Below are 19,737 nucleotides of genomic sequence, written 5' to 3'. Positions count from 1 at the left end.
CGGCAGAGGGCATTAGACAGTCACGTGCAGGCGTACATCCACGTTGCCGCGGGTGGCATTGGAGTACGGGCAGACTTGGTGAGCGGCGTCGACCAGGCTTTGCGCATCGTCCTGAGCCAGTCCTGGCAGGCTGATATTCAGGTCGATGTCCAAACCGAAACCGCCGGGGATTTGACCGATACCCACGTGGGCCGTGATCGAAGCGTCATCCGGGATTTTGCGTTTGGTCTGGCTGGCGACGAATTTCAGTGCGCCGATAAAGCAGGCCGAGTAACCGGCGGCGAACAGCTGTTCCGGGTTGGTCGCCTGACCGCCGGCGCCGCCCAGTTCTTTGGGGGTGGAGAGTTTGACGTCGAGGATGTTGTCGCTGGATACGGCACGACCATCACGGCCGCCGGTGGCGGTGGCTACTGCGGTGTAGAGAGTTTGCATGGCGTTTTCCTCTTGGGTTGTTAGCGCTAAATGTTTGCGCGCTAAGTAGTTGGTGAGGTGAATGTATAGCGCTAATAATTAGCGCGCAAGATAAATTTACAAATTTTTTAGTCCCCACAACCAAAATGTGGGAGCTGGCTTGCCTGCGATAGCGGTGTGTCAGTCGATTCATTCATCGCTGATGTACCGTAATCGCAGGCAAGCCAGCTCCCACATTAGAGATTGGGCGGCGGGTTCTATCGCGTCAGACGTTGGCCTGCAGGTTACTGCGCAGCGCGACCAGGTCGCTCTGCAGCTTGCGCAATTGCTCCAGCTGCAGGCCGCTTGCCCCCAGGATGCACTGCGGAATGCCCATGGCTTTTTCCTGCAAGGCACGCCCGGCGTCAGTCAGTTCCACCACCACCACCCGTTCGTCTTCACGGCTGCGGGTGCGGCTGAGCAGGCCTTCGGCTTCCAGGCGCTTGAGCAGCGGCGTCAGCGAACCGGGGTCAGTGAGCAGGCGGCTGCTGATTTCGCCGACGGTCAAACCATCCTCTTCCCACAACACCATCATGGCCAGGTATTGCGGGTAGGTCAGGCCGAGGGCTTGCAGCAATGGCTTGTAGACCTTGGTCATCAACAGCGAGGTGGAGTGCAGGGCGAAGCACAGCTGGTTATCCAGCATCAGGGATTCGCACGGGTCAGGGTTTTTGCTCATGGCGCTGCCTTAAAAAAGCGTGTCTTGGCTGGAATCTAGCGGGCAAACCTTTAATGCGCCAGATAATTCTGCCCCGGCGGTCAGACCAAGCCGCTTTGCAGCGCCAGATCCCAAGGCGGTACGGGGCTGAAACGTGACTTCAGGTATTCCAGCAGCAGACGGCTGCGCGCGTTGGCGTGTTGCTCCAGGCGCAACGCGTAGATGCCACTGGTCTCCGGGCTGGGCAAACCGTTTTCGCAAAACAGCGGCAGCAGTTCACCCCGCACCAGGTATTCGCTGGCCAACCAGGTCGGCAAATGTGCGATCCCGAGCCCGGCGAGGGCGCCCGAGAGCAGCGCTTCGGCGTTGTTCGCGCTCATGCGAATGCGCCGTGGCCGATAGGTGGCGCGACGCCCATCCAGCTCGAAGCGCCAGGCGAACATCGGTGCCAGGCCGTCCCAATCCAGGCCGTCGTGCTCGCTCAGCTCGCGGGGATGGGTCGGCGTACCACGGCTCTTCAGGTAGGCCGGGCTCGCACAGGCGATGCGCACAATGCTGGCCAGTGGCGTGGCGATCAGCCGGGTGTCGACGATATGCCCGGCGCGCAATACCAGATCAACCTTGCCCAGGTGGGCGCCCTGCATATCGACAAAGCTGTCAATCAGGTGCAGGTGCACATCCAGCCCCGGATACACGTTCAGGAAGTCGGCAATCACTGGCGCCAGATGCCGTCGGCCGAAGGCTGCCGGCGCATCCACACGAATCAACCCCTCCGGCGCGTGGCTGAGGGACACGGCCTCGGCCCGCGCCAATTGCAGTTCGCTGACGATCCGCCGCGCCCGTTCGGCAAACGCCAACCCTGCCGGGGTCGCGACTACGGCGTGGGTGCTGCGCTGAAACAGGCGGCTGCCCACTGAGCTTTCCAGGCTATCGATGCGCCTGGCGACTGCGGAGGGCGTCAGCGGGTGACGCCGTGCGGCGGCGGAAAAGCTGCCGGTTTCCAGTACATCGAGAAACAGGCCGAGTTGATCGGTCAGCGTATTTGGGTTCATGGCGGGTGCTTATGCGAGGTCGGCACAGCCATTGTGCGTTGCTGTGCGTTTCCGCGCCAGAGCCGACTGCGTAGCATGCAGGGTCTGGGCTTTTGGAGTGGCGAGCGGTGTTGGATCTGGCGATTTACCTGATTTTGGGCGCGGCCCTCGGCACAGTGGGCGGCCTGTTCGGCATTGGCGGCGGGCTGATCGCCATTCCGGTGCTGGGCGTATTGTTCGGCCTGGACCAACAGCTTGCCCAAGGCACGGCGTTGGTGATGGTGGTGCCCAACGTGATGCTCGCCCTGTGGCGTTACCACCAGCGCAACCGCATCGAATTGCGCCACGCGCTGCCGCTGGGCGTGATGGGTTTCAGCTTTGCGTGGCTGGGTTCGATCTGGGCGGTGGGCCTGGACGCGGGGGCCATGCGCGTTGGCTTTATCGCGTTTCTGCTCACGCTGGCGGCCTACAATTTGCTGCGCATGTTTACGCGCAACGCGCCGCCGACGGCCGAGATGCGTTATTCCTGGCCATGGCTCGGTGTGCTTGGCGCGGCTTCCGGGTCGATGGGCGGCTTGTTTGGTGTTGGCGGCGCAGTGGTTGCCACGCCCGTGTTGACCAGTTTGTTCGGCACCACGCAGGTGGTCGCACAAGGCTTGTCACTGGCGTTGGCGTTGCCCAGCACCAGCGTGACGCTTGTGACCTACGCCTGGCACCACGAAGTGGACTGGACGATCGGCGTGCCCTTGGCCGTCGGCGGCCTGCTGAGTATCAGTTGGGGCGTCAAGGTCGCCCACGCGTTGCCCGAACGTGTATTACGCGGGTTGTTTTGCGGCTTTCTGGCGATCTGCGCGGTGATGCTGACCTTTAAAGTCTGAAGCCTTCAATGATGTATTCCGCCAGGCAGTCGGTAATCGGCGAGGTCATGGCCGGGTTGCGCAACAGGCGCAGGTTCATCGACGGCAGCGGCGGAAAACCCTCCTCAGTGCCGAGTACACGCAGGTCCTCTGTCACCAGGCTTTCCATGCTGACCATCACCGCAAGGCCCGAGCTGACCACCGCCTGAATCGCCGCCACGTTGGAACTGTGGTAGGCCAGGCGATAGTCGCGCCCTGCGGCATCCAGCGCCGCGCGAGTCCACTGGGTGCAGAAGCTGTCGACACCGGAAATCGCCAGGGGCAGGGCGTCGTGTTCGTCCACGCAAAAGCACGGCGCCGCCGCCCACACCATGCGCTCGGTACGCAACAGTTCGCCGTGTTCATTGCCGGGCTCACGGCTGATCACGGTCAATGCCAGGTCCCGGCGCTGCATCAGCACGTGCGATGACTCGCAGTGCATCTCGATCTGGATCAGCGGGTAGGCCTTGGAAAACCGCTTGAGAATCCCCGGCAAAAAACGCATCACGTAGTCGTCCGGCGTGCCGATGCGCACCAACCCGACCATGTGTGGCTCGCGCAGGGTATTGAACACTTCGCTGTGCAGTTTCAGGATGCGCCGCGCATAGCCCAGCAACACCTGGCCCTCGGGCGTGAGGCGAACCTGGCGGCCGTCGCGCTCGAACAGCTTGCGTTGCAGCACGTCTTCTTCCAGGCGCTTCATCTGCATGCTCACCGCTGATTGGGTGCGGTTGACCAATTCGCCTGCGCGGGTAAAACCGCCCTGATCGGCGATGGCGACGAAGGTGCGCAGCACGTCGGTGTCGATGCTCGGGTAGCTGGACAATTGATCAATCTCCGAGATGTATTGCATAAGAAACATTCGTTGGATTGATCATAGGGTAAGGCACACACTCGCGTCATCCCCACTGGAGGGCGAGAAGATGAAAGGTCAGAAAGGTTTTGTATTGATGGCGAAACGTCCGTTTGCCGGGCTGTTTCACACGATTGCCCGGTGGCAGACACTGCACCATGAACGCCAGTTGTTGGCCAGCCTGAGCGATGAGGCGCTCAAGGACATCGGGCTCAACCGTGGCGATGTCGAGCAGGAGCGCCACCAGCATTTCTGGCAAGACCCGCTGCGAAAATGAGCCGCGATGGGGTAGGGTGGTCGGCGCGCCCACAAGGAGAAACGCATGCCCGCCGACCTGTCTTTTTCACTCAAGCAAGCACGCCGCATGGCGCTGGCGGCCCAGGGTTTTTCCGGGCGCCAGCCGCCTGCAATGATCAAGGCCGCCCATCTGAACCGCATGATCGAGCGTTTGGGCGTGTTGCAGATCGATTCAGTCAATGCGGTTGTTCGCTCCCATTACCTGCCGCTGTTTTCCCGTCTGGGCAACTACCCTGCGGTACAGCTTGAACAAGCCGCCTGGAGCCAGGGGCGTCGGCGTTCGTTGTTTGAGTACTGGGGGCATGAGGCCTCGCTGCTGCCGATGGCGCTGTACCCCTTGATGCGCTGGCGCATGGAGCGGGCGCAGCGCGGCCAGGGCTTCTATTCGCAGATGGCGCGTTTTGGCCGTGAGCAGCAGGCCACGATTCAGCGGGTGTTACAGGCTGTCGAACAGCAGGGCGCGTTGGGCGCCGGCAGCTTGTCGACCCGCGAGGAACGCGCCGGGCCCTGGTGGGACTGGAGTGATGAAAAACACGCGCTGGAATGGTTGTTTGCCGCAGGTTTGGTCACCGTCGCGGGGCGGCGTGGTTTTGAGCGGCTTTATGATTTGCCGGAGCGAGTCATTCCTCACGAAATCCTTCAACAAACCGCATTGACCGAAGCCGAGGCGCAGCGCGGTTTGCTGTTGCACAGCGCAACGGCGTTGGGCGTAGCGACCGAAAAAGACCTGCGCGACTATTTTCGCCTCGACCCCGCGGATAGCCGCAACCGCCTTGCCGAATTGGTCGAAGACGGCCAGTTACTGGCGTGTCGGGTGCAGGGCTGGAAAGCGCCGGCGTTCTGTCTGCCTGATCCAAAAGTACCGCGCAAAGTGCCCGCCAGCGCCTTGCTGTCGCCCTTCGATTCGCTGATCTGGGAGCGCAGCCGCACTGAGCGGTTGTTCGATTTCCGCTACCGGCTGGAGATCTATACCCCGCAAGACAAGCGGGTATTCGGCTATTACGTGTTGCCGTTTTTGCACAACGAACGGATCGCCGCGCGCATCGACCTGCGCGCCGAACGTGCCAACGGGCGGTTGGCGGTGCATGCGGTGCATGAGGAAGAGTCGGGGCTGGATGACGAGGGCATGTTGGCGTTGGCGTTGCGCCTGCGGCAGATGGCTGGCTGGTTGGGGCTGGAACAGGTTCAGCTCAACTGTCTGCGGCCAAGTGCTGACCGATTAAGGGTGGCACTGACTAACATGGATAGTGGTTTTTAGGGCCTCTTCGCGAGCAAGCCCGCTCCCACATTCGACCGCATTTCAAAGGATGTACGCGTACAAATGTGGGAGCGGGCTTGCCCGCGAAGGCGTCAGCCCAGACAACCAAAATCTCAGCGTTTGACCTGCTTCAACGTCTCGGCAATCAAAAATGCCAGCTCCAGCGACTGATCGGCATTCATTCGCGGGTCGCAATGGGTGTGGTAGCGGTCCGACAAACCGTCTTCGGTGATCGGCCGCGCGCCGCCGATGCATTCGGTGACGTTCTGCCCGGTCATCTCGATATGAATCCCGCCGGCGTAACTGCCCTCGGCCTGATGCACCTGGAAGAACGCCTTCACCTCGCCAAGGATCTGCGCAAAATCGCGGGTCTTGTAGCCGCTGCTGGCCTTGATGGTGTTGCCGTGCATCGGATCTGAACTCCACAGCACTTGCTTGCCCTCGCGCTGCACCGCGCGGATCAGGCCGGGGAGGTGGTCGCCGACCTTGCCGGCGCCCATGCGCGCGATCAGGTTGAGGCGGCCGGGGTCGTTGTCCGGGTTGAGGATGTCGATGAGGCGGATCAGGTCGTCGGGGTTCATGCTCGGGCCGACTTTCACGCCAATCGGGTTATTCACCCCGCGCAGGAATTCGACGTGGGCGCCGTCCAGCTGACGGGTACGGTCGCCGATCCACAGCATGTGGGCCGAGCAGTCGTAGTAGTCGTTGGTCAGGCTGTCGCGGCGTACAAAGGCCTGCTCGTAATTGAGCAACAGCGCTTCGTGGGCGGTGAAGAAACTGGTTTCGCGCAGTTGCGGCGAGCTGTCCATGCCGCAGGCGCGCATGAAGGCCAGGGTTTCGTCGATGCGATCGGCCAACTGGCTGTATTTCTCGGCCAATGCGGAGTTGGCGATAAAGTCCAGGTTCCACTTGTGCACTTGATGCAGGTCGGCGAAACCGCCCTGGGCAAAGGCGCGCAGCAGGTTGAGGGTGGCGGTGGACTGGTGATAGGACTGCAGCAAGCGGTCCGGGTCCGGCACGCGGCTTTTCAGGTCGAAGCCGATGCCGTTGACGATATCGCCCCGGTAGGCGGGCAGGGTCACGCCGTCGATGGTTTCGTCATTGGCCGAGCGCGGCTTGGCGAACTGGCCGGCCATGCGCCCGACTTTCACTACCGGGCAGCCGGCAGCGAAAGTCATCACGATGGCCATCTGCAGCAGCACTTTGAAGGTGTCGCGGATTTTCGCGGCGGAGAACTCGGCAAAACTTTCGGCGCAGTCGCCACCTTGCAACAGGAAGGCGCGACCCTGGGTCACTTCGGCAAACTGACGGCGCAACTCGCGGGCTTCCCCGGCAAACACCAGCGGCGGGTAGCTGGCCAGGTTCTGCTCCACTTGCAGCAAGTGCGCAGCGTCCGGGTACTGGGGTTGTTGCTGGATCGGCAGGGCGCGCCAGCTGTCGGGGCTCCAGGGTTGGCTCATCATGAACTCGATAGGTTGATTGACGGTCGGGCGCCAATGTTATCAGCAATTAGTGCGTGACCTGTTGCCGCCGGTTGGCCGACAATCGCGCCTTTGCCGTGCGGTAAACCTTTTAGGAGTAGTGATGACCGAGGAGCGTGTCGAGCGCCTGCTGGCTGAAGTCCATGATGACTTCGGCATGATCCGTGTGCTCGAAGTGGCCGATTACCGTTTTCTCGAGTTCGGCGACGCCATCGAGCAAAGCTGCGTATTCACCGCCGACCCGAGCTGGCTGGAGTACGACTACACCCGCGCGATGCTGATCGGCGCGTTGTGCCATGAGCAGCCGGAAAGCGCGCTGTTCCTCGGGCTGGGCGCCGGCACGCTGACCCAGGCATGCCTCAAGTTCCTGGCGCTGGAAGATGTCGAAGCGATCGAGTTGCGCCCCGACGTGCCGCGCCTGGCCATTGAATACCTTGGCCTGGATGACGATCCGCGCTTGTACATTCGGGTCGGTGACGCCCTGCAATTGCTGGATAGCGCCGAATCGGCCGACCTGATTTTCGTCGACCTTTACACCGACGTCGGCCCGGGCGTCGGGCACCTGGCCTGGACCTTCCTGGAAAACTGCCAGAAGAAACTCAACCCCGGTGGCTGGCTGGTGATCAACCAGTGGGCGACCGACGATGGCAAACCGTTGGGGGCGGCATTGCTGCGCGGGTTGTACCACCGGCATTACTGGGAGCTGCCGGTGAAGGAGGGCAATGTGATTCTGCTGGTGCCTTCGGAGCTTGATCAGGAGCTTGATATTCCGGCGCTGTCGGCCCGCGCAGAAGCCTTGGCGCCGCGCCTGGGTTACTCGTTGCAGTCGCTGATCAAGGTGATTCGCCCGGCGACTTAGTTGCCCGGGCGGACGCCTTCGCGGGCTTGCCCTCGATGGCATCTTCAAGTCGGTCAAATACCTTTGAAGACACCGGGCCGCTTCTCGATCATCGCCCGCACACCTTCCTTGGCATCCTCACTGTCCAACAGCTTCTCGACAACAGGCTGCAACGCGGCCGCCGCCACGGCCTCACCCTCCATTCTCGCCAAGCGTGCTGACATCAACGTGGCCTGCACGCCCAGCGGCGCCTGGCGTGCAATGCGATTGGCCAGTTCGATCGCGCGCGGCAGTAAGTCTTCGCTGGCCATCACTTCCTGCACCAATCCCAGACGCAGCGCTTCATGGGCGTCAAATTCGTCGCCGGTCAGCAACCAGCGCATGGCATTGCCCCAGCCGGCAATTTGATGAAAACGCAGGGTCGCGCCGCCGAAAGGAAAGATCCCGCGCTGCACCTCCATCTGCGCAAAGCGTGTGTTGCTCGCGCAAATATTGATGTCCGCGGCCAGCATCAACTCGATGCCGATGGTCAGGCAGTAACCCTTCGCGGCCACAATCACCGGTTTGCTGACTCTGGGGCCGGCGAACACGCCCCATGGGTCGCAACCGCCCAGCGGCGGTTGCCAGCCTCCCGACATCACGCCGCTGACATTCGCCAGGTCCAGCCCGGCGGTGAAGTGGTCGCCGTGGGCAAACACCACCGCCACCCGCGCTTGGTCGTTTCGATCAAATTCGCCATAGGCCAGGCTCAGTTCATTGAGCAAGTCCAGGTCGAAGGCGTTGCGCTTGGCGACCCGGTCCAGGCCCAACAGCAAGACATGACCCTGTAATTCACGGCTGACACGACTGCTGCTGGCTTGATTCATCGGGTGTGCCCTCGGGCGCGGGTAGGGTTTCAGACCAAAGGTCTTGAGCGGTAGGTGAAGCGTTTAAGCTATAGGGCCAACAGGGCCGGGCTTCTGAAAAATAGACCCTGGCACCGTTATCTGCAAAGGCTGTGACGCAGCGCGGTTTATCGGTGCTTTGCGATAAAAAAAGCTCCCTTTTTCAGGTATTTCCGGTATAGTGCGCGCCGGCCTTTAACCGGGCCGCGTTTAGGTAGCGCAATTCCCCGAAGTCAGCTTCGGCTGCACGTCCGCACAGCGGACTCTTCCTTGACGAATCTTTTTCATTCATTCGTTTTCGCAAATCCCCGCCGACAAAGCAGCCAGGGCGACTCTTGAGTCTCAACACGGCATGCGCAGCTTTGGAGCATGGGTCTTTGCGGATGCACTTAGAGGCAGACCCATGACCCAGGAAACCGGCGGCTTCGCCGCTTTTAATCTTAACCCGAACATTCTTGCTGCCGTCATCGCGACTGGCTACGAAGAACCTTCGGCTATTCAGCAGCAATCGATCCCGATCATCATGGCCGGCCAAGACATGATTGGCCAGGCGCAAACCGGTACCGGTAAAACCGCCGCGTTCGCTCTGCCAATCCTGCACTGCATCGATCCTGCCAAGCGCGAGCCGCAAGCCCTGATCCTGGCGCCAACCCGTGAGTTGGCGCTGCAAGTAGCAACCGCTTTTGAAACCTACGCCAAGCAAATGCCGGGCGTAACCGTTGTGGCCGTTTACGGCGGCGCGCCTATGGGCCCACAACTGAAAGCAATCCGTAATGGCGCACAGATCGTTGTCGCCACGCCGGGCCGTCTGTGCGACCACCTGCGTCGTGACGAAAAAGTTCTGGCGACCGTGAACCACCTGGTTCTCGACGAAGCTGACGAAATGTTGAAGCTGGGCTTCATGGATGACCTGGAAGTCATCTTCAAGGCACTGCCACCGACCCGTCAGACCGTACTGTTCTCGGCCACCCTGCCACAGTCGATCCGTGCCATTGCCGAGCGCCACCTGCGCGATCCGCAACACGTGAAGATCCAGACCAAGACTCAGACCGTTACCGCGATCGAACAGGCTCACCTGTTGGTTCACGCTGACCAGAAGACCTCGGCTGTATTGAGCCTGCTGGAAGTCGAAGACTTCGACGCCCTGATCATGTTCGTGCGCACCAAGCAAGCGACCCTGGACCTGGCCAGCGCCCTGGAAGCCAAAGGCTACAAAGCCGCTGCGCTGAACGGTGACATTGCCCAGAACCAGCGTGAGCGCGTGATCGACTCCCTCAAAGATGGCCGTCTGGACATCGTTGTAGCGACCGACGTTGCCGCTCGTGGCCTCGACGTTCCACGTATCACCCACGTGTTCAACGTTGACATGCCTTACGATCCAGAGTCCTACGTTCACCGTATCGGCCGTACCGGCCGTGCGGGTCGCGAAGGTCGTGCACTGCTGCTGGTGACTCCACGTGAGCGCCGCATGCTGCAAGTGATCGAGCGTGTAACCGGTCAGAAAGTTGCTGAAGTCCGCCTGCCGGATGCCCAGGCTGTTCTGGATGCCCGCATCAAGAAACTGACCAACAGCCTGGCGCCACTGGTGGCTGATGCTGAATCGACCCACGGCGACCTGCTGGACCGCCTGACCGCCGATATCGGTTGCACCCCGCGTGCCCTGGCTGCAGCCTTGCTGCGCAAAGCTACCAACGGTCAGGCCCTGACCCTGGCAGCCATCGAGAAAGAACGCCCACTGGTCCCGAACAGCGCGCCACGCGGTGATCGTCCAGAGCGTTCCGGCGACCGTCCGGACCGTGGTGATCGTGAGCGTCGCGCTCCGGTTCCATTGGCTGAAGGCCGTGCTCGCTGCCGTACCGCGCTGGGCGCGCGTGACGGTATCGCTGCCAAGAACCTGCTGGGCGCTATCCTCAACGAGGGTGGCCTGGCACGTGAAGCGATCGGTCGCATCCAGGTGCGTGACAGCTTCTCCCTGGTGGAGCTGCCGGAAGATGGCCTGGAGAAACTGCTGGCCAAGCTGAAAGACACTCGCGTTGCCGGTAAGCAGCTGAAGCTGCGTCGCTACCGCGAGGATTGATCCGCCCTTGGGCTGATTGATCGCACATAAAAAATCCCCGACCTGTTCGGGGATTTTTTTTGCCTGCTCAATTCAGGATCAACCTCTATCAAGTGTGGGAGCGGGCTTGCTCGCGAAAGCGTTGTGTCAGTCGAAACATTTTTTGCTGGCACACCGCCTTCGCGAGCAAGCCCGCTCCCACATTTAGATCTGTGTCAGCCAAAACGGTAGATATCCATCCCGAGGGCGCCCATGGTGAACCCCTGGTGCGCCACGCTGAAATCACCACCGGCCCCGCGCGCGAAATACAGCGGCAGCAAATGCTCATCACTGGGATGGCTGCGCACGGCGTGGGGTGCCTGGCGGCGATAGTCGTGCAGGGCGGTTTCATCGTTGGCAGCGAGTTTATCCACCACCCAATCGCGAAAGTCTCGCGCCCAGGGCTCGATGCTCTCAGGCCCCGCGTGCCAGTTCAGCTCGCCCAGGTTGTGGGTGATGCTGCCGGAGCCGATCAACAGCATGCCTTTCTCGCGCAGGCTGGCCAGGGCATGGCCGACGCGTGTCTGCAGGGCGGGGCCCATGCGGCTGGGCAGGGAAACCTGCACCACCGGGATATCCGCCGCCGGGTACATCAGCGACAGCGGGACCCAGGTGCCGTGGTCAAAGGGGCGGCGATCATCGATACGTGCGCTCAAACCGTCCGCGTGAAGCAGTTCGACAATATCGCCGGCCAGTTGCGGGTCGCCCGGGGCCGGGTACTGCACGGCAAACAGTTCGCGAGGGAAGCCGCCAAAGTCGTGCCAGGTTTCTGGGGCGGCACTGCCGCTGACCAATAGTTCGTGGCTTTCCCAATGAGCCGACACCACCACAATCGCTTTCGGGCGCGGCAGTTCGGCCGCCAGGCGCTGCAACGCAGGGCCGCTGGCGCCGGGCTGCAGGGCCAGCATGGGGGAGCCGTGGGAGATAAACAGGCTGGGGAGCATAATCGGGGTCCTGAGCGTTAATATGGGCCCATCTTCAATCAGATCATTGATCTAAATCTAATATAAGTTTTAACCCTTTTTGATCGAATTTTCAGAGTGATTTATGGAGCCTAAATTTTGGCAGGAGCGCTGGGCGAGTAATCAGATCGGCTTTCATTTGCCTGAGGTTAACCCTTATCTGCAAAGGCATTGGTCGCAACTGGCATTGGCGCAAGGCTCGAAGGTACTGGTGCCTCTGTGTGGCAAAAGCCTGGATCTGGTCTGGCTGGCAAGTGTTGGCCATCGGGTGATGGGCGTAGAACTGTCGGAACAGGCTGTACAGGCGGTTTTCGATGAGCAGGGACTCGTGCCGCGGATCAGCCAGCAGGGCGCTTTCAAGGTCTACCAGACGGAGCAGATCGAGCTTTGGTGCGGTGACTTTTTTGCGCTGCACGCTGATGCAGTGGCGCAGTGCACGGCACTTTACGATCGCGCCGCGCTGATCGCTTTGCCGCCACTGATGCGTGCGAAGTATGTGGCGCATCTCGATAAGGTGCTGGGTTCTGGTTGTCAGGGGCTGTTGATCACCCTCGATTACGACCAGACGCAGAAGGCCGGCCCGCCGTTTGCTGTTACGGATGATGAAGTGAGGCTGTTGTTCGGCGTGCGATGGACGCTGGATGTGTTGGAAGAGCAGGACATTCTGGGTGAGAGCTGGAAGTTTGTGCAGGATGGCGTTACGCGGCTTGAAGAGCGCGTGTATCAGTTGGTCAAGCGCTGAATTTGCTGGCGCCTTCGCGGGCAAGTCGAATCGTCGCACCGCCGCTCCCACATTGGCTGCATTCCCCGGTTGAAATGCAGTCCCCTGTGGGAGCTGGCTTGCCTGCGATGGCGATATCAGCACCCACAAAAAAGGGCGATAAGATCGCCCCTTTTTGTGTCACCCGTGGCTTATCAGCCCCGACGACGCAGTGCGTCGATGCGCTCTTCCAGCGGCGGGTGGCTCATGAACAGGCGCGCCATGCCCTGCTTGATGCCGCCGTTGATGCCGAACGCCGTCAGGCTGTCCGGCATGTGCACCGGCAGGCCTTGTTCGGAGCGCAGGTGTTGCAGCGCCGCGATCATCGCCCCGGTACCGGCCAGGCGGGCGCCGGCTTCGTCTGCGCGGAACTCGCGCTTGCGCGAGAACCACATGGTGATTGCGCTCGCCAGGAAGCCCAGTACCACTTCGGCGAAGATAGTCGCCACGAAGTAGGCAATGCCACGGCCTTCTTCGTTCTTGAAGATCACCTTGTCGACGAAGTTACCGATGATTCGTGCAAAGAACATCACGAAGGTGTTCACCACGCCCTGTACCAGCGCGAGGGTGACCATGTCACCGTTGGCCACGTGGCCGATCTCGTGGGCCAGCACGGCCTTCACTTCATCGTAGGAGAAGCGTTCCAGCATGCCCTGGCTGACCGCTACGAGCGCGTCGTTCTTGTTCCAGCCGGTGGCAAAGGCGTTGGCCTCATAGGCCGGGAAAATCCCGACCTCAGGCATCTTGATGCCGGCCTCGCGGGACAATTGCTCCACGGTCTGCAGCAACCATTGCTCATGACGGGTGCGTGGCTGGGTGATGACCTGGGTGCTGGTGCTCATCTTCGCCATCCACTTGGAGATGAACAGCGAGAACAGCGAGCCGGCAAAACCAAAGACCGCACAGAAAACCAGCAGCTGATTGAGGTTCAGGTCAACCCCGTTGGCCGCCATGAACCCGTTGAAGCCGAAAAGGCTCAGGGTGATGCTGGCAATCAGCACGACCGCCAGGTTAGTGGCCAAGAACAGCAGGATGCGCATCATGGTTGTAGAGTTCTCCTCATGCTTAATATGTCGCGTACTGCGGGGTATATAAGGTGCGCCTTGGGGTGATTCAACCGAGCGACTATTTCAAACTGTGTCCTACAGCCTGAATGTAGAGCCTTGAAGGGATTTTCCGACCTGGAAAATCGACCGATTTCACCGGGTTTTTGCCTTGCCGTCCCGCAATTATAGGGGCTGACCGATCCTTGGCGTGCTGCAGCGGGGAAGCAGAGGTGAAGGGCAGAGAAGTGTTGCCAGATAATCGCTGTACGACCGAATGCCGGTCGTACAGCGCAATATTCGTTACTGGCGATAGGATTTCAGGAAGTTACCGATGCGACCAATGGCCATGTCCAGGTCATCCACACGCGGCAAGGTAACGACGCGGAAGTGGTCAGGCCACGGCCAGTTGAACGCTGTTCCTTGAACGACCAACAACTTCTCTGACAGCAGGAGGTCGAGCACGAACTTCTCGTCGTTCAGAATCGGGCAGACTTTCGGGTCGATCCGCGGGAAGGCGTACAGCGCGCCCATGGGTTTCACGCAGCTGACGCCCGGGATTGCATTGAGCAATTCCCAAGTCCGGTTGCGCTGCTCCAGCAGGCGGCCCTGGGGCAATACCAGGTCGTTGATGCTCTGGTAGCCACCGAGTGCGGTCTGGATGGCGTGCTGGCTCGGCACGTTGGCACACAGGCGCATATTGGCCAGCATGTCGATGCCTTCGATGTAGCTCTGGGCGTTGTGCTTGGGCCCCGAGATGGCGATCCAGCCGGAGCGGAAACCCGCCACGCGGTAGGACTTGGACAGGCCGTTGAAGGTCAGGCACAGCAGGTCCGGCGCCAGCGAGGCGGTGCACACGTGCACGGCATCATCGTAGAGGATCTTGTCATAGATCTCGTCGGAGAACACCACCAGGTTGTGCTGGCGCGCCAGTTCGAGCATGCCCAGCAGCACTTCCTTGGAGTACACCGCGCCGGTCGGGTTGTTCGGGTTGATGATCACCAGGGCCTTGGTGTTCGGAGTGATCTTGGCCTTGATGTCGGCCAGGTCCGGGAACCAGTCGGCGCCTTCGTCACACAGGTAGTGCACCGGGTGGCCACCGGCCAGGGTCACGGCGGCGGTCCACAGTGGATAGTCGGGTGCCGGCACCAGCACTTCGTCGCCGTTGTTGAGCAGGGCCTGCATGGACATCACGATCAGCTCGGACACGCCGTTGCCCAGGTAGATGTCTTCGATGCCGACGCCTTCGACCTGCTTTTGCTGGTAGTACTGCATCACGGCTTTGCGCGCGCTGAACAGGCCTTTGGAATCGCTGTAGCCCTGGGCGGTCGGCAGGTTGCGGATCACGTCCTGGAGGATTTCGTCCGGCGCTTCGAAACCAAAAGGCGCCGGGTTGCCGATGTTCAGCTTGAGGATGCGATGGCCTTCCTCTTCCAGGCGTTTGGCGTGCTTGAGCACCGGGCCGCGAATGTCGTAGCAGACGTTGGCGAGCTTGTTCGATTTGCTGACCTGCATGGCGATGTGATCCTGAAAATGAACGATCCAGACGGTGTGGACACTACCGTACTGCGAAACCTGCGGGGCCCGCACCCATAAATACGTTTGAATGCCGGTAGCGCGGGTGCCAGACTGGCGTTTTGAAGAGGCGCAATCATACGTGCCGCCTGATCCATGGAAAAGACACAGATCAGGGTTTTTCAGTTGCCGAGGTGTACCGATGGAAAAGTTGGATAAAACGCTGGAGGAATGGCGGGAAATGCTCGACCCCGCCCAATATCAGGTCTGTCGGCTGAAGGGCACCGAGCGCCCGTTTTCCGGCAAGTACAACGCCACCAAGACCGATGGCGTGTACCACTGCATCTGTTGTAACGAAGCGCTGTTCGATTCGACCACCAAATTTGATTCCGGCTGCGGTTGGCCGAGCTTCTACGCGCCGATTGCCGACAGCGCGATGATCGAGATCCGTGACGTCAGCCACGGCATGATCCGCACCGAAGTCACCTGTGCCAAGTGCGATGCGCACCTGGGGCATGTGTTCCCGGACGGCCCGCCGCCGACCGGCCTGCGGTATTGCATCAATTCGGTGTGCCTGGACCTCGTGCCGCGCTAGGGCAGATGGCGGGTGTGGAAACTGGCTTGCCTGCGATGCGCATAGGTATCTACACAACTATTGGTCCTGGCAAAGCCTGTAGGTTCTGCTCTGGCACTTGATTTAGCTTTTGATCTTGATCTTAGGCGCCCCGTTAAACCACGCTGGCCGAACGCAGGCTTGAATCCGTGGGTAACCCGGCAGGACGCCGGGTTAGCCGCGATGGGCCAGGGATGGCCCATGGCGGCGGCCCACGGATTCAAGCCTGCGTTCGGGCACACCGAGCCTAGGCGAGGTGCCGAGTGGTGGGGCAAGAGCGTTTTGCTTACTTTTGCGCTGTTCAAAAGTGAGCCGCCGTCAGGGCGGAACCCTAATCAGCCGTTACCTAAATAACGGATATGTACTCCGGTCAAAAAGCCTCAGCGCCTAACACATCGCTATCGCAGCGATGCGGGGACCTGACAAGCCAGCCCTCACATTAGGCCCGCGTACACCCGATAAGACTTGGCCGCATGATAGGGAGCCTTCGCGAGCAAGCCCGCTCCCACACTTGAACCGATGTACACCCGGTAAAACTCGCTCGACTGCCAGGCCGACACGAGAGCAAGCTCTCTCGCCACCGGTCCAGCGCAATGTCCAAAGTTGTGTAGAGATCTATGCTGCGATGCGGGCACCCCGGTGCGGCTGAGAGACCGAGGTGCCTGCATCGCGGGCAAGCCCGGCTCCCACATTTGAACCGAGTACGCCCTATCACTGTGATCAATTGAATTGCACACAATTGAATCGCAAGCTATGTTTTCCCCTTCTTCATCCAGAGTCGAGGCACTGCCATGAGCGACAAACTGCTGAGCATCCCGTGCACCACCATCAAGGGCGAGCAAAAGACCCTGGCCGACTTCGCCGGCAAGGCCATTTTGGTGGTCAACACCGCCAGCAAGTGTGGCTTCACCCCACAGTACAAAGGCCTGGAACAACTCTGGCAGCAGTACAAGGACCAGGGCCTGGTCGTACTGGGCTTCCCCTGCAACCAGTTCGGCAAGCAGGAGCCCGGCAACGAAGGCGCGATTTCCGAGTTTTGCGAGCTGAACTATGGTGTCAGCTTCCCATTGTTCAAGAAGATTGACGTCAACGGCGACGGCGCCCACCCACTGTTCGTGCAGTTGAAAAAACAGGCACCGGGCCTGCTGGGCTCCAAGGGCATCAAGTGGAATTTCACCAAGTTCCTGATCGGCCGCGATGGCCAGGTGGTCAAGCGCTTCGCCCCGACCACCAAGCCCCAGGACCTGACCCAAGAGATCGAAGCCCTGCTCAAATGACCGACGCTCCCATCGTGTCCCTGGCTCTGGACGATCAGCTGTGTTTCAAGCTCTACGCTGCCTCACGGGCGGTGACCCGAGCCTACAAACCGATGCTTGATCAATTGGGCCTGACCTACCCGCAATATGTGGCCATGCTGGTGTTGTGGGAATGGCAGGCCGCACAGCCTGCGCAACCCACGGTCAAGGCGCTGGGCGAGCGGCTGATGCTTGACTCGGGCACCCTGACTCCGTTGCTCAAACGCCTTGAGCAACTGGGGTTGGTCAGGCGCCAGCGCAGTGCGATAGACGAGCGCGAAGTGCATCTGGACGTCAGCGAGGCGGGCGCGAGGCTGCACGATAAAGCCCACAGCCTGAAAACCCGGCTGCTCTGTGACGCCGGCGTCGACCTGAATCGGGCCGATGCCCTGCGAAGCGGCCTGGATCAGTTGCTGGCACAGATCAAAGGCTTGTCGTCTTAGGCACCCACAGGTCCAGCAAGGCTTTGAGTTCTTCGCGGCGAAAAGGCTTGGCCAGGTAGTCGTCCATACCCGCCGCACGGCAGCGTTCACGCTCTTCCGACAGGGCATTGGCGGTCAAGGCGACGATGGGCAGCTCGGGCCAGCGCCCGCTGCGACGAATCTGCCGGCTGGCTTCGTAACCGTCCATGACTGGCATGTTGCAGTCCATCAGCACCATGTCGTAGCGCTGTTCTTCGAGGCGTTTAAGCGCTTCGCCACCGTGGGCGGCCACGATCACCTCACACCCAAGCTTGCCGAGCATGCCTTTGGCCACCAGTTGGTTAACCGGGTTGTCCTCCACCAGCAAAATACGCGCGCGGTGGGCGAGGGGCGCGGCCTCCATCTGGATGGGGTCGAGGATCAACTGTTCGTCGCTGCGCAGGGTGCGTTGCAGAATCTGGTACAGCGCATTACGGCTCAAGGGTCGCGCCTGCTGCTGCAGTGGCCCCAGGGCTGCGACTTCCTCGCTGGGCATGAAATTGCCGTAGGCGGTGACCAGCAGGATTGGCGCGCTGATCGTGGGGCGTAAACGGAACAGGCATTCCGGGCAGTCCGTAATCAACAGGTCAGGCGTTTGCCCGCTCAGGTCTGCATCGCGGGCGTAGCAGCGAGGCGTCAGCCCCCAATGGGGCAGCAGGGTGGTCAGCAGTTCCGTCAGGCCGCTGTCGGCACTGGTGATCGCGATGACTTCACCCGCCAAAGGCGCCAACCGGGCGGCAGGCAAATGGACAGGCAGCGGCAGGTCGGCGCAGAACTGGCTGCCAAAGCCGACTTCCGAGCTGATGCTCAGGCGGCCCTTCATTGCTTCGCACAGGTTGTGCGTCAACGCCAGGCCCAGCCCCGTGCCGCCAAACTGGCGGGTGATGCCGGCACCCGCCTGGGTGAAGGGTTGGAAAATCTTTACCTGGGCATCCTGGGCGATGCCGATACCGGTGTCGCACACTTCGATTTTTACCCGGCCCTCGTGGGCGCTCAGGCGTACGTCGACCCGGCCGAAGCGGGTGAACTTCAAGGCGTTGGACAGCAAGTTACTGACGATTTGCCGCACGCGGGTAGGGTCGCCAATCACCTGTGCAGGAAACAGCGGGTCAATCAGGCAGGTCAGCTCCACGCTCGGTGCGGCGTTTTGCGACAGCAGGTTGGCGGTATCTTCCACCAATGAACCGAGGTCGAACGGGATCTTCTCCAGTTCCAGCTGGCCAGCGTCGAACTTGGACAGGTCCAGGATATCGTTGAGCAACTCCACCAGCACTTTGCCGGAGTCATGGGCAATCGACAGTTGCTGGCGTTGCTCGGCGTTTAGCGGGCTATCCAGTGACAGCGCAATCATCCCCAGCAAGCCATTGAGGGGGGTGCGGATTTCATGGCTCATATTGGCCAGGAATGCCGCTCGCGCCTGGGCCATGCCCACGGCGGTCATCTTCGCGGCTTCCAGCTCATCATTGGATTGGCTCAGCCGTTGGTTGCTGGTTTTGAGCTCAAGGGTGCGTGCGGAAACAATATCTTCCAGTTGCCCCAGGTATTCGGTGAGGCGGTCTTCGGCGTGGCGCCGCTGCTGGATTTCGGTCTCCATGTTTTCGAATTGCTGGTTGGCGACGCTGACCAATACGCCGATTTCATCGTGTTCATGCCCGGGCGGGCAGTCCAGTTTGGCCTGCTTGCTGGTGCTCAGCGCGCGGATAATGCGCACCAGCGGTTGGGTGAGCATCACGTAGAACAGGCCCAGCAAGATCCCCGTCAACAGCAGGCTGCGGGCGAAGCCGTTGAGCAGGGTGATCTCGGCGCGGTGCAGGAAGCGGCTGCCGAAGGCGTAGGTATCCACGTCCAGACGCAACACGCCGAGGGCGTCATTGGGCATGTGGCTCAGATAGAGGCGGTCTTCAAATTCACGGTTGGCGCCAAACAGGAAGTCGCTGATAGGCCGGTAGGTGCTTTCCTTGCGTGGGCGATTGACGTCGGCCAGCACCACGCCATTGTTGTCGATCAACTGCGCGCGCGTAATCGCCGGGGAGTGCAGCAGGCCCAGCGTCAGTTCCTGGGCGAGTTCGGCATCTATGTTGTAGGCGATACGTGAGGCGGGGTTATGGCTGATTTCGATCAGCGAGCGTATTTCACGGTTGATGGATGCGTCTTCACTGGCATAATCAATGCCGATTTGGATCAGGCTGAGCAAGGTTCCCAAGACGAAACCGACCAGCACAGTCAATCGGGCTTGTTTATAAGACAAGCGGTGGGCGAACTTGATATCCATTGGGTGTTGAACCACTTCACGTTTTCCTTCGCCCGGCAAGCATAGCTGAACATCCACAGGCTCTGGCTTGCCCGG

At 60.8% G+C, this 19,737-nt stretch carries 19 protein-coding genes; 9 read left to right on the top strand and 10 right to left on the bottom strand.

Features of this window, described 5'->3' with window-relative positions; translation table 11 throughout:
- Window positions 1–12 precede the first annotated feature (12 nt).
- The 3 genes from AB4P94_RS28755 to AB4P94_RS28745 form a co-directional block, all read right to left on the bottom strand.
- Entirely contained in the window at window positions 13–432 is a 420-nt protein-coding gene (locus AB4P94_RS28755; RefSeq protein ID WP_057710901.1) for an organic hydroperoxide resistance protein, read from the bottom strand.
- 244 nt (window positions 433–676) lie between these two features.
- Complete coding sequence (locus AB4P94_RS28750) at window positions 677–1,129, bottom strand: MarR family winged helix-turn-helix transcriptional regulator (RefSeq protein WP_395608474.1); 453 nt, start codon at window positions 1,127–1,129, stop codon at window positions 677–679.
- 80 nt (window positions 1,130–1,209) lie between these two features.
- Window positions 1,210–2,160, bottom strand: a complete 951-nt coding sequence (locus tag AB4P94_RS28745; RefSeq protein ID WP_395608473.1) for a LysR family transcriptional regulator — start codon at window positions 2,158–2,160, stop codon at window positions 1,210–1,212.
- 107 nt (window positions 2,161–2,267) lie between these two features.
- Between AB4P94_RS28745 and AB4P94_RS28740 the strand changes: the two genes are divergently transcribed.
- Window positions 2,268–3,017: a sulfite exporter TauE/SafE family protein gene (locus AB4P94_RS28740; protein WP_395608472.1), complete on the top strand. Its 750-nt coding sequence runs from the start codon at window positions 2,268–2,270 to the stop codon at window positions 3,015–3,017.
- On the opposite strand, the gene AB4P94_RS28735 is transcribed toward AB4P94_RS28740, so the two are convergent.
- Window positions 3,007–3,888: a LysR family transcriptional regulator gene (locus AB4P94_RS28735; protein ID WP_395608471.1), complete on the bottom strand. Its 882-nt coding sequence runs from the start codon at window positions 3,886–3,888 to the stop codon at window positions 3,007–3,009. The genes AB4P94_RS28740 and AB4P94_RS28735 overlap by 11 nt on opposite strands.
- Window positions 3,889–3,958: 70 nt before the next feature.
- Between AB4P94_RS28735 and AB4P94_RS28730 the strand changes: the two genes are divergently transcribed.
- On the top strand, window positions 3,959–4,165 hold the full coding sequence (locus AB4P94_RS28730) for a DUF1127 domain-containing protein (RefSeq protein WP_395608470.1): 207 nt from the start codon (window positions 3,959–3,961) through the stop codon (window positions 4,163–4,165).
- Window positions 4,166–4,210: 45 nt separating this feature from the next.
- On the top strand, window positions 4,211–5,443 hold the full coding sequence (locus AB4P94_RS28725; RefSeq protein ID WP_395608469.1) for a winged helix-turn-helix domain-containing protein: 1,233 nt from the start codon (window positions 4,211–4,213) through the stop codon (window positions 5,441–5,443).
- Window positions 5,444–5,556: 113 nt separating this feature from the next.
- Here AB4P94_RS28725 and AB4P94_RS28720 read toward each other — a convergent pair whose 3' ends face one another.
- Window positions 5,557–6,903, bottom strand: a complete 1,347-nt coding sequence (locus AB4P94_RS28720; RefSeq protein ID WP_395608468.1) for a class II 3-deoxy-7-phosphoheptulonate synthase — start codon at window positions 6,901–6,903, stop codon at window positions 5,557–5,559.
- 124 nt (window positions 6,904–7,027) lie between these two features.
- Between AB4P94_RS28720 and AB4P94_RS28715 the strand changes: the two genes are divergently transcribed.
- Entirely contained in the window at window positions 7,028–7,783 is a 756-nt protein-coding gene (locus AB4P94_RS28715) for a spermidine synthase (RefSeq protein ID WP_395608467.1), read from the top strand.
- A gap of 53 nt (window positions 7,784–7,836) precedes the next feature.
- Here the strand turns inward: AB4P94_RS28715 and AB4P94_RS28710 are convergent, their stop codons facing one another.
- The gene (locus tag AB4P94_RS28710) at window positions 7,837–8,628 is read right to left on the bottom strand and encodes a crotonase/enoyl-CoA hydratase family protein (protein ID WP_395608466.1); all 792 of its coding nucleotides are present in this window, start codon (window positions 8,626–8,628) and stop codon (window positions 7,837–7,839) included.
- Window positions 8,629–9,049: 421 nt separating this feature from the next.
- Between AB4P94_RS28710 and AB4P94_RS28705 the strand changes: the two genes are divergently transcribed.
- Entirely contained in the window at window positions 9,050–10,723 is a 1,674-nt protein-coding gene (locus AB4P94_RS28705) for a DEAD/DEAH box helicase (RefSeq protein WP_395608465.1), read from the top strand.
- A gap of 194 nt (window positions 10,724–10,917) precedes the next feature.
- On the opposite strand, the gene AB4P94_RS28700 is transcribed toward AB4P94_RS28705, so the two are convergent.
- The gene (locus tag AB4P94_RS28700) at window positions 10,918–11,685 is read right to left on the bottom strand and encodes a DODA-type extradiol aromatic ring-opening family dioxygenase (RefSeq protein ID WP_395608464.1); all 768 of its coding nucleotides are present in this window, start codon (window positions 11,683–11,685) and stop codon (window positions 10,918–10,920) included.
- 103 nt (window positions 11,686–11,788) lie between these two features.
- Here AB4P94_RS28700 and AB4P94_RS28695 point away from each other — a divergent pair, with 103 nt between their 5' ends.
- On the top strand, window positions 11,789–12,445 hold the full coding sequence (locus AB4P94_RS28695; RefSeq protein ID WP_395608463.1) for a thiopurine S-methyltransferase: 657 nt from the start codon (window positions 11,789–11,791) through the stop codon (window positions 12,443–12,445).
- 173 nt (window positions 12,446–12,618) lie between these two features.
- Here AB4P94_RS28695 and htpX read toward each other — a convergent pair whose 3' ends face one another.
- Together htpX and AB4P94_RS28685 are read right to left on the bottom strand one after the other, a co-directional pair.
- Window positions 12,619–13,506, bottom strand: coding sequence for a protease HtpX (htpX, locus tag AB4P94_RS28690; protein ID WP_034102803.1), 888 nt, complete (start codon window positions 13,504–13,506; stop codon window positions 12,619–12,621).
- Between the two features lie 303 nt (window positions 13,507–13,809).
- A complete protein-coding gene (locus tag AB4P94_RS28685) occupies window positions 13,810–15,021 on the bottom strand; it encodes a pyridoxal phosphate-dependent aminotransferase (protein ID WP_016978462.1) in 1,212 nt (403 codons plus the stop codon).
- 202 nt (window positions 15,022–15,223) lie between these two features.
- On the opposite strand from AB4P94_RS28685, the gene msrB reads away from it, so the two are divergent.
- The 3 genes from msrB to AB4P94_RS28670 all read left to right on the top strand — a co-directional run bounded on the left by msrB (window position 15,224) and on the right by AB4P94_RS28670 (window position 17,372).
- Window positions 15,224–15,616 (top strand): peptide-methionine (R)-S-oxide reductase MsrB, encoded by a 393-nt coding sequence (gene msrB, locus AB4P94_RS28680; protein WP_395608462.1) that lies wholly within the window; start codon window positions 15,224–15,226, stop codon window positions 15,614–15,616.
- A gap of 809 nt (window positions 15,617–16,425) precedes the next feature.
- Window positions 16,426–16,911, top strand: a complete 486-nt coding sequence (locus AB4P94_RS28675) for a glutathione peroxidase (protein WP_395608461.1) — start codon at window positions 16,426–16,428, stop codon at window positions 16,909–16,911.
- Window positions 16,908–17,372 (top strand): MarR family winged helix-turn-helix transcriptional regulator, encoded by a 465-nt coding sequence (locus tag AB4P94_RS28670; protein WP_395608460.1) that lies wholly within the window; start codon window positions 16,908–16,910, stop codon window positions 17,370–17,372. The genes AB4P94_RS28675 and AB4P94_RS28670 overlap by 4 nt, the downstream gene beginning before the upstream one ends.
- On the opposite strand, the gene AB4P94_RS28665 is transcribed toward AB4P94_RS28670, so the two are convergent.
- On the bottom strand, window positions 17,353–19,662 hold the full coding sequence (locus tag AB4P94_RS28665) for a response regulator (RefSeq protein WP_395611400.1): 2,310 nt from the start codon (window positions 19,660–19,662) through the stop codon (window positions 17,353–17,355). The two genes, AB4P94_RS28670 and AB4P94_RS28665, sit on opposite strands and share 20 nt — an antisense overlap.
- Window positions 19,663–19,737: the final 75 nt, after the last annotated feature.

This window comes from Pseudomonas sp. B22129, assembly GCF_044218875.1.
Taxonomy (GTDB): Bacteria; Pseudomonadota; Gammaproteobacteria; order Pseudomonadales; family Pseudomonadaceae; genus Aquipseudomonas.
Note: the sequence above shows the minus strand (reverse complement) of the source record. Positions and strands in the feature narration are given on the sequence as shown.